The sequence below is a fragment of the Corallococcus sp. AB018 genome, assembly GCF_003986945.1.
Taxonomy (GTDB): domain Bacteria; phylum Myxococcota; class Myxococcia; order Myxococcales; family Myxococcaceae; genus Corallococcus; species Corallococcus exiguus.
This window is the reverse complement of sequence record NZ_RAWR01000253.1, coordinates 1-14202: the sequence shown is the minus strand read 5'-3', so window position 1 is coordinate 14202 and position 14202 is coordinate 1. Positions and strand designations below refer to the sequence as shown.

The following is a 14202-nucleotide window of genomic DNA, read 5'->3' as shown; positions in this document are numbered from 1 at the left end:
GGGCGGGGGCGTGGCGGCCACGGCCTTGGAGCGGCCGGGCAGCTGGAAGACGTAGGTGTACGTGACGCGCGCGGGGGCAGGGGCGCCGTTGCGCTTCGCGGGCGTGAAGCGGAACAGGAGCGCTGCGGTGCGCGCGGCTTCATCGAAGCCGTGGCCCACGGGCTCCATCACCTCCGCCTGCGTCACCACGCCTTGCGTGTCCACGCGCAGGCGCAGGCGGACGTTCGCCTCCAGCTGCGCGCGCTCCGCCTCTGCAGGGTAGGGCGCCTCCACGGTGTGGAGCAGCTTCGGCAGCTCGATGACGGGCTCCGGTGGAGCGGCCGCGGGAGCTGCTTCGGATGCCGTGGGCGCGGCCGCCGGATCCTCCGCCTGCGTCGTGCCCGCGTAAGCCAGGCCACCGAAACAAATAGAAGACAGCAGTGCCGCGCCCAACTGGGACCGCCACCTGCGCTTCGCCTCGATCGCGATTATGAAAATGGTTCTCATTTTCAACGGCGCGACGTTTAGCCGCACGAAGTCTGAGCTGTCAAGACTGCATGGCAATTCACGCAGCGCGGTCTTGAGGGGTGAGCACCGTGGTGTGCAGGCCGTCCGCGACGCGGAACGCGAGCTGGAGCGACTGGTCCGCGTTGAGGCGCGGATCGCAGTGCGTGTGGTAGCGGTCGGAGAGGTCGTCCTCGGACACGTCCAGCGGGCCGCCCAGGCACTCGGTGACGTCCTGGCCGGTCATCTCCAGATGGATGCCTCCGGGGTGCACGCCCTCGGCGGCGGCGACCTGGAGGAAGCCCATCACCTCCGCGAGGATCCGCTCCAGCGAGCGCGTCTTGTAGCCGTTGCTGGCCTTGTGCGTGTTGCCGTGCATCGGGTCGATGGACCAGACCACGGGGCTGCCATGGCGGCGGGTGGCGGCCATCAGCCGGGGCAGGCGCGCGGCGACCTGATCCGAACCGAAGCGGCCGATGAGCGTGAGCTTGCCCGGGATGCCCTGGGGGTTGAGCGTGTCGATGAGGCGGATCAGGTCGTCCGGCTCCAGCGTGGGGCCGCACTTGAGCCCGATGGGGTTCTGGATGCCGCGCATGAACTCCACGTGGCCGCCGTCCAGCTGGCGGGTGCGCTCGCCAATCCAGAGCATGTGCGCGGACGTGTCGTACCAGCCGCCCGTGGCCTCATCGACGCGCGTCATGGCCTGCTCGACGTTGAGGAGCAGGGCCTCGTGGCTGGTGAAGAAGTCCACCGGGCGCACGGCGCCTTCGGACTCCGGGCGGTGGCCCAGGAGGCGGGTCAGGTCCGTGTAGCCCTCGCGCGCGAAGGCCCGCACCAGCTGCATCGTCTCCGCGGACTGGTGGTACGCGCGCAGCAGGCGCTGGGGATCCGGCGTCCGCTCGCGGGCGTCGAAGTCCATGCCGTTGATGATGTCGCCGCGGTAGCTGGGCAGCGTGACGCCGTTGAGGGTCTCCGTGGCGCTGGAGCGCGGCTTGGCGAACTGGCCCGCGATGCGGCCCACCTTCACCACCGGGCAGCCGCCCGCGAACGTGAGCACGCCCGCCATCTGGAGCAGGAGCTGAAAGGTGCTGCGCACGTTCTCCACGGAGAACTCCTTGAAGCTCTCAGCGCAGTCGCCGCCCTGGAGCAGGAAGGCCTTGCCCTCGGCCACCTGGCCCAGGGCTTCGCGCAGGCGGCGGGTCTCTTCGGCGTGCACCAGCGGCGGCAGGCGCGCCAGCTCCGCCTCCACGCGCGCGAGCATGGAGAGGTCAGGGTAGTCGTCGGGGATGTAGCGGACCGGCTTCGCCCGCCAGGAGGAGGGGGACCAGGAAGTATTCGTCACGGGAGCGCCGTCACTTTCGGGGGCAGGATTCCCTGCGCGACGCAGGAGTCGAGGTAGCGATAGAGGAGGTCGCGGTCGGTGGGAGGGCAGCGGACGTCGGTGCCCTCCAGCGCGGCCAGCAGCCGTTCACAGCGGATGGGGCCCAGGCCGAAGGCCGGGGTGGAGTCCCCGCTGCGCAAATCAAAGAATGCGAGCGTGGCGTCGTGGCCGCCGGAGCCCTTCGCGACGCGGTCGCGCCACTCCGGCACGTGACACAAGTCCAGCGGGTAGCCGTAGTCGCGCACCCAGTCGAAGAGCTCGGACAGGCGCACTTCCTCGGCGGGCGTGACGTTGAACACCGCGCCCGGATGCGACGCGCGCGCGAGTTGGACGATGGCGCTGGCCACGAAGTCCACCGGCGTCCAGACCTCGCCCACGTCCAACAGCGGCAGGGCGCGGACGGGCAGGCCGGCGAGCACGATGCGCCACACCAGGTCCTGCGTGTTGACGAGCGCGGTGTCCGGAGCGCCCACCACGCGGCCCAGTCGGTAGACCGTCGCGGGCAGGCCGCGCTCGGACGCCTGTTGCACCAGCCGCTCCGCGATCCACTTGCTCTGCTGGTAGCCGTCGCGAAGCCCGGGGTGCGAGGGGACGAAGGCCTCCGGCACGTCCGGGGACAGGTTCGCCTGCGGCGCCACCGCCAGCGTGGACACGTAGTGGAAGGGCTTGGGGCGGACGGCGGCGGCCAGCTTGAGCAGCTCGCGCGTGCCGCGCACGTTGACGCCCTGGAGGCTGCCGTACTCGCGCACCACGCTGACGACGGCGGCGTTGTGGATGACGGCGTCGCACTCGGCGGCGAGTCCGTGGAAGCGCGTGGCGTCCAGGCCCAGCAGCGGCTGGGAGAGGTCCGCCGGCAGCGCGAGCACCCGCGTCTCCAGTCCAGCAACAGGCAGCTTCTGGCCGGTCAGCGCCGAGCGCAGCCGGTCCATGGCCTGCGCCTCGTCCTTGGCGCGCACGGGGCAGATGATCCGCGCGTCCGTCCGGGCCAGGAGTTGGTGGAGCAGGTGCGCGCCGACGAAGCCGGTGGCGCCCGTGAGGAGGACCTGACGGAAGCCCTGGCCCCGGCGCGGCAGCTCGCGCGCCCAGGCCTCTCCCGTCGAGGAAGGGACGACGTCCTCGCCCAGCTCCGCGTCCGCGAGCATCGCGGGCGTGAGACCGCCAGCCTCGGCACCGCCCGTGCTTCCGCCCTGGAGCGCTTGCGCGAGGCCGGACACGGTGGGGTGCTTGAAGACGGTGGCCACGGGCACGTCGCAGCCCACCGCGATGCCCAGGCGGTTGGCCACCTGGATGCTCTGGAGGGACTGGCCGCCCAGTTCGAAGAAGTCATCCTGGAGCGACGTGGCGGCGCGGCCCAGCACCTGCTCCCAGACCTCCAGCACCGTGCGCTCCATGGGCGTCGCGGAGGCGAGCAGCGCGGCGCTCTCATCCGCGGGCATCGCGTTCTGGAGTGCCTTGCGGTCGATCTTCCCGGTGCTGGTGCGGGGCAGCCGCTCCGCGAAGGCGAAGGCGCCGGGCACCATGGGGGCGGGCAGCGCCGTGAGCAGGTGCTTGCGCAGCTCCGCGGGCGAGGGCTCGGGCGAGGCCACCAGGTGCGCGCACAGCCGGCGGGACCCGCCCGGCAGCACCTGTCCGACGACGGCGGCCTCAAGGATGCCGGGATACTTCAGCAACACGGTTTCGACTTCGCCCGGGTCGATGCGGTGGCCGCTGATCTTGAACTCGTCGTCCACGCGGCCCACGAACACCAGTTGGCCGTCGTCGCGCACGCGCACCTTGTCGCCGGTGCGGTAGGCGCGGGGCGTTCCTTCCACCGCGTCCAGGCGGGTGAAGCGGGCAGCATCCAGCTCCGGGCGGCCCAGGTAGCCGCGAGCGAGCGCGCCGCCCATCAGGCACAGCTCGCCCTCCTTGCCGGGGGCGGCCAGACGTCCCTGTGGAGTGACGACCGCCGCGACGACGCCGGGCAGCGGGCGGCCGATGGGGACCTCGTCACCGGAGGGCAGGGCGTCCGGCCCCGCGAGCTCGGCGACGGTGGCGACGACGGTGGCCTCGGTGGGGCCGTAGGTGTTGAGCAGGTGCACGCGGTCGCCCGCGACGTCCTTCCAGCGGGCGATGCGCTCCGGCAGCGCCGCCTCACCGCCGATGATGACGGTGCGAAGCGCGTCGGGCAGCCGGGCGGCGCCAGTGGACAGGCTGTAGGCCAGCTCGTGCCAGAAGGCGGTGGGCAGGTCGAGCAGGGTGATGCCCGCATCCGCGCAGGCCTCCATCAGGCGCGGCACTGACTGGAGCATCTCGTCCGTGCGCAGCACCAGCCGTCCGCCCGCGCACAGCGTGACGAAGATCTCCTCCACGCTGGCGTCGAAGTGGAGCGGAGCGAACTGGAGGACGCGGTCCTCGGGGCCGACGCTGTAGCGCTGCGTCGCGCCCGCGACGAAGTGGGCCAGGGCCCCGTGCGTGATCTGCACGCCGTTGGGCTGTCCCGTGGAGCCGGACGTGTAGATGACGTACGCAAGCCGCGCCTCAGCGCTCGACGCGGGCTCCGCATCGCGTGCTTCCGGCTGCTGGGCAGCGGGCACTCCTCGCGGGATGGCGTGCGCCGTCGAATCCCGCGCCGAGGTGTCGGCCTGCTCCAGCCGCTTCACGACGAGCACACCCGGCGCGGTCGGATCCGTGTCGGGCGAGGGGCGCTCGGACACCACCATCACGGCGGGCCGCGCGTCCTGGAGGATGGCCGCGTTGCGAGTGGCCGGGCCGGTCGGATCAATGGGCAGGTAGCCCGCGCCCGCGAACAAGATGCCCAGGCTGGACACGATGGCGTCGATGCCCCGGGGCACCTTCACCGCCACCGCCGTGTCGGGCCGCACGCCCGCCTCGGTCAGGCGCGAGGCGAGGGCCTGCGACGCCGTCACCAGCTCGCGGTAGGTCATCCGCCAACGGCCATGCTCCAGCGCGACCGCGTCCGGACGGACATCAGCTTGGGCCTTCAGCAGCTCCAGCACCGGGCGCACCGGAGGCACCGGGCCGCCATCCAGCACGGAGCCGACCCCGCCCGACGCGGAACGCCGCACCGGCTGCTCAGGCTGCGCGAGCAACGACTCCAGCAGCTGGAGGAACCCGCGCTGGTGCTCCTCGAGCGAGGCCTCCGTGTAGCAGGCGGGGTTCGCGTCCAGGTCCACGCGCAGGGCCGTTCCACCCGACCGCGCATGGAAGCCGAAGGACAGGTCCTCCACCGGACCCGCGGAGATGTTGTGCGCCGTCCCCGGCACGCCCGCGAAGTCCAGGGCGTAGTCGAACGGCATGATGTTGACGACGGGACCGAACAGCTTGCGCTGTCCACCCACGAGGCGCAGGTCGCGCCGCAGCTGCTCGTAGCGGTAGCGCAGGTGCGGGCGCGAGGCCTTCATCTCCGCGGCCACGTCGCGGGCCAGCGCGTACAGCCCCGCGTCCGGCCGCACGGCGATGCGCAGCGGGACGATGTTCATGGCCATGCACGGCACGCGCAAAGACGCCGAACCCAGCCGGCCCATCACCGGAAGGCCCAGCACGGCCTCCGGAGCGCCCGTGCGCTGGTGCAGGTAGATGGCCGTCACGGCCAGCACCACGTCGGACCAGCTCACGCCCGCCTGCTTCGCGCCAGCCTGCAGCGCCGCCATCAGCTCCGGCCGCAGGTACTCCGAGCGCCGCAGGAAGCGCGACGACATGGGCGCCGCCTCCGCGAGCAGCGGTGGCACCGGGGCGTCCTCGAAGCGCTTCACCCAGAAGTCGCGGTCCTTCTGGAGCTGGGCGCCGCTCCGGTACGCGACGTCCTCATCCAGCACGGGGCCCAGCCGGCTGAACCCCGCCGGCACGGCCTTGCCCATCACGTCCGCTGTGTAGAGCTCCGCCACCCGCCGGGCGAGCAGCGAGAAGCCATAGCCATCCATGGCGATGTGGTGGATGCGCTGGAACCAGAAGGACCGCTCTGGCCCCACGGTGAGCAGCGCCTGCGCGAACAGCGGGCCCGTGCCCAGGTCCACCGTGCGGCCCAGGTCCTTCCACATCCACTCCTGCGCGGCGGCCCAGGGATCGGCCTCGCCGCTCAGGTCCACGTGCTGGAGCGTCCAGTCCGTCCCCGCGTCGATGCGCTGGACCGGACCTTCCGCGCCCGCGACGAAGCGCGAGTGCAGCGCGTCCGCGTCCGCCACCGCCTTGCGCAGGGCGGACTCGAAGCGCACGGGATCCACGGCGCCACGGAATTCAATGCACTCCCCCGCGTTGTAGACGGGGCTCTTCAGGTCGAGCTGTTGCCCCACCCAGATGCCGTGCTGGGCCGCGGTCAGCGGGCGGTTGTCCTGGGATGGGGGAAGCATGACGGGGAACTCCGAGGGGGAAGGGTGCCGCCCCGAGGGCGGGTCATGAGGCGCGAGCGCCGGGGGCCATCGCGACAGGCTGCTTCGCGGCGAGCAGCGCGTACCAGTCGGTGAGCGTGGGCTTCTCCGCGAGCTCCACGAAGGACACCTCCGTGCCGCCCTGCCGCCAGCGCTCCACCAGGCTCATCAGGCGGATGGAATCCATGCCGCGTTCGAGCAGGTTTTCGTCCTCGCCAATCGCGGACGCGGACTCCATCAGCAGCTCCGCCACGTCCGCGCGAAGCTGGTCGCGGTCCACCGCCGCGCCAGCGGCCTGCACCGGCATCGCGTCCATGAGCTGCTGCGTGGTGGTGACGAACGCCACCAGCTTCGAGGCGTACTCCAGCGCCATCTGGTGCTTCTCTAGCGAGAAGTCCGCCACCGCGTCCGCGACGAGGAAGGGACGGATCTCGCTCATGGAGCCGTCGCTGGCCGTCTGCAGGCAGCCGATGTGCGCGTAGATGCCGCAGATGATGAGTTGATCGCGCCCCTGCTCGCGCATCAGGTCCATCAGGCGCGTGTTGCGGAACGCGCTGTAGCGCCACTTGGTGAGGACGGTGTCGTCCTGCGCCGGGGTGAGCTCGTCGATGATCTGCTGCTTCGGGCCGGCGCGGACGCCGGGGCCCCAGAACTCCAGCTGGAGGCCGCGCTGCTCCGCCGTCTGGTCTCCCGGCTGCGCGGAGTAGACGATGGGGATTCCCAGCTTCACCGCGTGCTGGCGCAGGCGCTGGATGTTGGCCACCAGCTCCGTCACCGGGGACTGCCCCTGCGTGAAGGCGTCCACGAAGTAGCGCTGCATGTCGTGGATGAGCAGGACGCAGCGCTTGGGCTCGGGCGTCCAGGCAAGCTTGTTCTGGGGCAGCTCCGTCGCGCCGGGCATGGAATAGGGGGCAATGGCAGGCAGTGCCATGAAGGGCTCCTGTTTCAGGGAGAAGGAGTGGAGAGGGACTGGCGCAGGCTGTCGCGCAGCGCTTTCTTGCTGACCTTGCCGACGCCCGTCTGCGGGAAGGCCGCGACGAACTCGATGCGGTCGGGGATCTTGAACGACGCCAGGCCGCGCTGGCGCAGGAAGGCGTTGAGCACGGAGGGGGCGGGGGCCTCGCCGCGGGGGATGACGACGGCGCAGGTGCGCTCGCCCAGGAACTTGTCCGGGATGGCCACTACCGCCGCGTCGCTGACGGAAGGGTGCGCAAGCAGGTGGTTCTCCACCTCCTCCGCCGCGACCTTGTCGCCGCCCCGGTTGATCTGATCCTTCGCGCGGCCCTCCACCACCAGGTAGCCCTCCGGCGTCAGGCGCACCAGGTCGCCCGTGCGGTAGAAGCCGTCCGTGGTGAAGGCCTTGGTGTTGTGCGCTTCCGCCTTGTAGTAGCCGCGGATGGTGTACGGCCCGCGCGTGAGCAGGTGCCCCGTCCCGCCGGGCGCCACCGGCACGTCGTCGTCGTCCACCACGCGCAGCTCGTCCGCGTCCGACATGGGGCGGCCCTGCGTGGTGACGATGAGCGTCTCCGGGTCATCCAGCCGCGTGTAGTTCACCAGGCCCTCGGCCATGCCGAAGACCTGCTGGAGTCCGCAGCCCAGCGTGGGGCGCACGCGCGCGGCGGCCTCGTCGCTCAGCCGGGCGCCGCCTACCTGGATGACCTTCAGGCTGGACAGGTCGTGCTTCTTCGCCAGCGTCGAGTCCAGCCACACCATGGTCAGCGGAGGCACCAGCGCGGTGACGGTGACGCGCTCACGCTCGATGAGCGGGAAGGCCACGTCCGGGCTGGGGTTGAGCGCCATCACCGCAGTGCCGCCCACCTGGAACGTGCCCAGTACGCCGGGCGAGGACATGGGGAAGTTGTGCGCCGCCGGCAGCGCGCACAGGTACACCGTCTCAGCGGTGAACTGGCACACGTCCACGCTGGCGCGAAGGCTGTAGATGTAGTCGTCGTGCGTGCGCGGGATGAGCTTGGGCACGCCGGTGCTGCCGCCGGACAGCTGGAAGAACGCCACGTCGGACGGCGACGGGCCCTCCATCGTCACGGGCTCCGAGGGCACGGAGCCGAGCGCCGTATGCGCACCCGCGTCACCCAGCACCAGCACGTGCTTCAACGTGGGCGTGGCGGCCTTCACCTGCTCCGCGAGCCCCCGGTAGTCGAAGCCACCGAAGCGCTCCGGGATGACGTACGCGACAGCTTCCGTGAAGGCGCAGAAGTAGCCGATCTCCGAAGCGCGGTGAGCTGGCAGCGCGAACACCGGCAGCGCGCCCATGCGGAACAGCGCGAAGATGACCTCGTAGAACTCCGGCACGTTCGGCAGCTGCACCACCACGCGGTCGCGCGCACGGATGCCCAGGGCGTGGAAGCCCGAGGCCATGCGGTCCACGCGCGCGTCCAGCTCCGCGTACGTCCAGCGGTGCGCGCCGCCCACCAGCGCCACGCGCGACCCGAAGTCCCGGGCGCGGTCGCGCAGGAGCTGACCGAAGGTCTCCCCACGCCAGTAACCGGCCTCGCGGTAGCGCTGGGCGAAGTCCTCCGGCCACGTGGGGCAGCCGGGCAGGTGTTCCCGCGCGGTGCTCACGGCTGCACCTCGAGGCCCAGGCCCATCGCCTGGAGCATGGTGAGGAACTTGGCCTCGGTCTCCGCGAGCTCCGCCTCCGGCGTGGAGCCCACGACGATGCCCGCGCCCGCGAACAGCCGCAGGGTGCGCTCGTCGGCCTCCGCGCAGCGGATGGTGACGGCCCACTGACCGTCGCCGTTCGCGTCGCACCAGCCCACGGTGCCCGTGTAGTAGCCACGGTGGAACGGTTCGATGTTGCCAATGGCCTCGTGCGCCAGCGCCGTCGGGTGGCCGCACACCGCCGGGGTGGGGTGCATGGCCAGCGCCAGCGTCAGCGAGGTGATGGATGGATCCTTCAGCTCACCGGTGATGCGGCTGGACAGGTGCCACATCGTCTGGGTGCTCACGAGCGACGGGCCCTTGGGCACGTCCAGCGTCTTGCAGAAGGGCCGCAGCGCCTCCGCCACCGCGTCGATGACGACCGCGTGCTCGTGCAGGTCCTTGGGTGAGGCCATCAGCCGCGTGGCCCGCGCCGTGTCCTCCACCGGATCCGGGCTGCGCGCGGCGGAGCCCGCCAGCGGATTGGCCAGGACCTGGAGGCCGGAGCGCGCCACCAGCAGCTCCGGGCTCGCGCCGATGAGCGTACGCCGTCCGGCGCCCGGGGCCGCGTCCGCGTGCTGCGGCAGGTCCACCGCGAAGGTGTACCCATGCGGGTTGCGCCGGGCCAGGTTGTGCAAGAGCTGCCGCAGGTCCACGGGCGCCGCGGTGTCCACGTGCAGGGAGCGCGACAGCACCACCTTTCGCAGCGGGCCTTCCTGCATGAGCTTCAGCGCCGCCGCCACGCCGTCCTTGTACGCGCAGGGCTCCGGCACGGGCCGCAGCGTGTACTGACCGGCCAGGGGAGACCGCGCGGCAGCGGCCGCGTCGAACACCATGGGCCCCGCGCGCTGGAGGGTCATGGGCACCACCAGGTGCGCGGCCACCTTGCCGTCGAAGGGCACCGCGCCCACCGCCACCGGGATGTCATGCGCCGCGTCCCGCGAGGCGTTGAGCACCGAGGCCACGCGCTCCGGCAGGCCGTCCAGCGAGTTCGCCCCGCCCGCGTCCGGCACCGTGGCGAACACGCCGCGCGCCAGCATGGTGCGCTTGGGGGACGCGAAGAAGAACCCGCCCGCGTCGTAGTCGCGCAGCAGCCGAGCCGCCAGCGCCTCCTGCTCCGGCTCCCGCGCCACGGCCGGCGCGCCCACCACGCCGTCCACCGTCCGCGCGTCCGTCTGCCGTTCAACGATTTTGGTATCAGGAATCATTCTCAACTCGGGGCGATTTGGGGGGAAGGACCTGCGTCCATCCCGGGAGGGAAAATCAGGGAGAGAAGGCGAACGTCGCGGGCGCGCTACACGCCCAGCGTGGCGCCGCCGTCGATACACAAATCGTGCATCGTGATGTGTCGGGCCTGGTCGGACGCGAGGAACACCACGGCGTCCGCGATGTCGTCCGGCGTGGCGATGCGGCGCAGCGGGATGCCCGTGCGGTAGGTGTCCAGCGAGCCCTGGATGACGCGCGCGAGGCCGGACTCGTCCGTCCACATGCCCCGCTGCATGGCGGTGTCGGTGGAGCCGGGGGAGACGACGTTGCAGCGGATGCCGTGCTCAGCCAGCTCCAACCCCAGGCACTTGGTGAACATGGTGGAGGCGGCCTTGGACGCCGCGTAGGCCGCCATCTGCATGCGCGGCACGCCCGCGGCGTTGGAGCCCACCGTCACGATGGCGCCGGAGCGGCGGGGCACCATGTGCCGAGCCACCGCGCGCGAGACATGGAACACGCCGTGGGTGTTGACGGCGAAGGTGGACATCCAGTCCGCGTCGCTCTGCGTGAGCACGGACCCCATGCGCAGGATGCCCGCCACGTTGGCCAGCACCTGGATGGGGCCCAGCTTGGAGTCGATGGACGCGATGGCATCCTCGATGCCGTCCTTGTCGCGCACGTCCACCGGGAACGCGGTGGCCTTCAGTCCCTGCTGGCGCAGCTCCGCCACCAGCAGCTCCAATCCCGCGGCGTTCTGGTCGAACACCGCGACGGGCATCGTGCGCGCCAGCTTGCGCGCCACCGCCGCGCCAATGCCTTGCGCCGCGCCCGTCACCACCGCGTGTCCCGTCATCGAAGCCATCCGCCGCTCGCCTGGATTCTTTGAATGAAAATGAGAACCATTCTCATTTTCAGGACCGGGAAGTGCCATGGTCACGAATTCCTGTCAAGGTGGCTGAGGCAGGGAACCGCCCGACGTCTGGCTTCACGGGCGGTGATTGAGCGATTGTTTCAGTCTCAGGCGGCGCTGGCCCTGGCGGCGGCCGTCTCGCGGAGCACCTCTCCGGCGGCGGCGATGGTGTGTTCAATCTGCTCCGCGGTATGCACGGCGCTGATGAAGTTCAGGTCGCGGCGGAGGATGACGCCCCGGCGAGCCATGCCGGCCTGGAAGGGGATCATCTTCTCGATGTGCTCGGGGATGACCTTGCTGAAGCGGAAGAAGGGCACGGCGTCGTAGCCGATGACCTCCAGGCTGGAGCCCGTCTCACGCGCGTGGGCGTTGACGCCGTCGCGCAGGCGGCGGCCCAGGTCGGCGATGTGCTCCACGTAGTTCGTGGTGCGGTATTCCTTGATGACCGCCTCACACACGGCCAGTGAGAGCATCTCGCCGCCGAAGGTGGTGGACACCTGGAGCTCACTCAGGCGCGACAGATACTTCTCCGGGCCCGCGATGGCGGACAGGGGCATGCCCGCGGCGATGCCCTTGGACAGCGTGACGAAGTCCGCCTGGATGTTGAAGAACTGCTGCGCGCCGCCCAAAGCCAGACGGAAGCCGGTGACGACCTCGTCCAGGACGAACAGCACGCCGTGCTTCGCGCAGGTCTCCTTCACCTGGAGGAGGAACTCGCGGGTGACGGTGCGGTTGTACGGGATGGCCAGCAGCACGCAGGCCAGCTGGGCGCCGTGCTTCTCGATGTGCTCGATGAGCGCGGGCTCGTCCGGGGGCGTGAAGAGGGGCAGGCGGGTGGTGAGCTTCGCGACCGTCGGGGGCACGCCCGGGGTGTCATACATGAAGTGGTCGTGCCAGCCGTTGTAGCCCACGGTGACGATGTGCTCGCGGCCGGTGAGGTGGCGCGACAGGCGCACGGCGGCGGAGGTGGCGTCCGCGCCTGTCTTGAAGAAGCGGGCCATCTCCGCGCCGGGAATCACTTCCACCAGCGCCTTCACGGAGGAGACCTCCACCGGCGTGGGCAGCGAGTGGATGATGCCTTCCGCCAGGTGCTTGCGGATGGTCTCCGCGACGGCCGGGTGGTTGTGGCCCAGCATGTTGGCGCCCAGCGCCTGGATGAAGTCGATGTACTCCTGGCCGTCCGCGTCCTCCACCAGGGCGCCGTTGCCCTTGGCGAGGAACACGGGGAAGGCGCCGGGGGCGAAGTGATCCGGCTTCTTCATCATCGTCTGCGTGACGCCGGGGACCCACTTGCGGGCCTCGGCGAGCAGCTGGTTGGAGCGCTCCAGCTTGAGCTCACCCACGATGGGGCGAGGCAGGGATGGGTGACGGGGTGCTGTCTGGGACATGGAAGGGTCCTGGTGAGGGGTGAAGAGGGATTCAGGGCGCGGGCGTCGCGTCCAGCCGCACGGCGCGGCCCACGAAGGTCCACAACAGCCCGAGCGCGAGCGCGGAGATGGCCACGGCCAGCCAGCCCAGCTGCGCGAAGCCGATGAGCGTGCCGTCCGGCGCGGTGGTGAGCAGCAGTCCGCCCATCCACGCGGCGAGCCCGGAGGCCCCGTCGCTGGCGGCGATGTTGACCGCGAGGTAGCGGCCCCGGATGGACGGCGGCACCTGCGACGCGACCAGCGCCATGGTGGGGATGGCGCGACCGGAGGTGAGCGTCATGAAGAGCACGAACACGACGGCCACCACCGGCAGCGGAGACGGAGGCAGGTGGGTGAAGAGCAGGTGCGGCACCATGGTGGCGACGAGCAGCAGCCCCAGCGCGCGAGCAGGGCCCATGCGGTCCGCCAACCGTCCAATCCAGCGCGAGCTCACGAAGGTGGCCGCGCCACCCGCCAGGTACACCCAGGGCAGGTCCGTGAGGGACAGGCCCACGTTGCCCACCATGAAGGCGCCCAGGTAGGGGATCAGCAGGAAGCTGGCGAACACCACGGTGAAGGTGAGGCCCCAGCCCATGGCCAGCCGGGGCGTGAAGCCCGCGGTGGCGGAGGCGCCGGACGCCTGGGACAGGTGCCCGTCGACGCGCGGCAGGAATCGCAGGAGCAGCAGCCACACGAAGCCCGCGACCGCCGCGAGGACGATGAACGGCGCGCGCCAACCCCCGAGGTTCGCGAGGCCCAGGCCCAGCGGCACGCCCGCGACGGCGGACAGCGCATAGGCCGTCATCACGGTGCCAATGGCCTGGCCCCGGCGCTCGGCGGGCACGGTGTCGCTGACGATGGCGATGACGACGGCGCCCATCAGCCCCGCGCAGCCTCCGGCGACGGTGCGGGCGATGAGCAGGCCCGTGGCCCCGGTGGCCGCGCCGCACAGGAGCGTGGCGATGATGAAGCCCGCGTAGAGCATCAGCAGCGTGCGCTTGCGCTCCAGGCGATCCAGCCAGAACACGCCCAGCACGCCCATGGCCGCGGACGCGAGCGTGTACGCGGACACCAGCGCTCCGAACCGCGTCGCCGACAGCGAGAGCCGCTGCATCAGCAACGGGCCCAGCGGCATCAGCATCATGAAGTCGACGACGTGGGTGAACTGCACCGCCGCGAGCAGCCACAGCAGCGTGCGCTCACGCGGGGCGGGGGATGGAGCACTCAAGACAATCACCTGAATCCAGACACACGTCGGCCATGGCCCGGCAATGCCAGGCCAGGCTCGGCCGGGTCCGGGCGCACTTCTCGCCAGACCGCCGTGTTTTTTGTCACAGCTCAGCGAATGATAATGAGAATCATCCTCATAAATCTTCCGGAGTCAATGGGAAAGCGGGTTCTGTGACGCAAACGTCTCTCCACGGCCTTGCGGCGTACGTCCGGCTTGACGGGCTGCAATGGGGGCGGAAGGGTCGGTATTGGAGCGCAGTCCATCTCCGTTCGTTCCGACCCAGGAGTCGATGGTGAAGAAGCTCGTCAATGCGCCGCGCGCGGTGGTCCAGGAGATGTTGGAGGGGTTCGTGGCGCTGGCGCCGGGCCAGGCGTTGCTTGAGGGGGAGACGGTGGTGGTGCTCGCGGACGTGCCGGCGGCGTTGGGGGCGAGGAAGGTGGCGGTGTTGTCGGGTGGGGGCAGCGGCCACGAGCCGGCACACGCGGGCTATGTAGGGACGGGGATGCTGCACGCGGCGGTGGCGGGGGATGTGTTCACGTCGCCCAGCACGGACGCTGTACTGG

The 14202-nt window shown here is 70.8% G+C and carries 10 protein-coding genes; 1 reads left to right on the top strand and 9 read right to left on the bottom strand.

The features are described 5' to 3' along the window. The 9 genes from D7Y11_RS36870 to mxcK all read right to left on the bottom strand — a co-directional run. Window positions 1–432 (bottom strand): TonB family protein (locus D7Y11_RS36870; protein WP_233607505.1); only part of this gene is annotated, 432 nt, incomplete at its 3' end. A 112-nt stretch (window positions 433–544) separates the two neighbouring features. Next, entirely contained in the window at window positions 545–1825 is a 1281-nt protein-coding gene (locus tag D7Y11_RS36865) for a 3-deoxy-7-phosphoheptulonate synthase class II (RefSeq protein WP_120580368.1), read from the bottom strand. Further along, window positions 1822–6210, bottom strand: a complete 4389-nt coding sequence (mxcG, locus tag D7Y11_RS36860; RefSeq protein ID WP_126936009.1) for a myxochelin non-ribosomal peptide synthetase MxcG — start codon at window positions 6208–6210, stop codon at window positions 1822–1824. Before mxcG ends, D7Y11_RS36865 begins: the two co-directional genes overlap by 4 nt. A 43-nt stretch (window positions 6211–6253) precedes the next feature. Further along, on the bottom strand, window positions 6254–7159 hold the full coding sequence (locus D7Y11_RS36855) for an isochorismatase family protein (protein ID WP_120580366.1): 906 nt from the start codon (window positions 7157–7159) through the stop codon (window positions 6254–6256). A 14-nt stretch (window positions 7160–7173) separates the two neighbouring features. Then, window positions 7174–8808: a (2,3-dihydroxybenzoyl)adenylate synthase gene (locus D7Y11_RS36850; RefSeq protein ID WP_126936008.1), complete on the bottom strand. Its 1635-nt coding sequence runs from the start codon at window positions 8806–8808 to the stop codon at window positions 7174–7176. Next, the gene (gene dhbC, locus D7Y11_RS36845) at window positions 8805–10094 is read right to left on the bottom strand and encodes an isochorismate synthase DhbC (protein ID WP_121755425.1); all 1290 of its coding nucleotides are present in this window, start codon (window positions 10092–10094) and stop codon (window positions 8805–8807) included. The genes D7Y11_RS36850 and dhbC overlap by 4 nt, the downstream gene beginning before the upstream one ends. 86 nt (window positions 10095–10180) lie before the next feature. Next, complete coding sequence (locus D7Y11_RS36840) at window positions 10181–10954, bottom strand: 2,3-dihydro-2,3-dihydroxybenzoate dehydrogenase (RefSeq protein ID WP_126936007.1); 774 nt, start codon at window positions 10952–10954, stop codon at window positions 10181–10183. 155 nt (window positions 10955–11109) lie between these two features. Beyond that, window positions 11110–12390, bottom strand: coding sequence for a myxochelin B biosynthesis transaminase MxcL (mxcL, locus tag D7Y11_RS36835; RefSeq protein ID WP_126936006.1), 1281 nt, complete (start codon window positions 12388–12390; stop codon window positions 11110–11112). Window positions 12391–12421: 31 nt separating this feature from the next. Beyond that, entirely contained in the window at window positions 12422–13645 is a 1224-nt protein-coding gene (mxcK, locus tag D7Y11_RS36830; RefSeq protein ID WP_126936005.1) for a myxochelin export MFS transporter MxcK, read from the bottom strand. 286 nt (window positions 13646–13931) lie between these two features. On the opposite strand from mxcK, the gene D7Y11_RS36825 reads away from it, so the two are divergent. After that, a partial coding sequence (locus D7Y11_RS36825; protein WP_199753891.1) for a dihydroxyacetone kinase subunit DhaK occupies window positions 13932–14202 on the top strand: 271 nt, incomplete at its 3' end.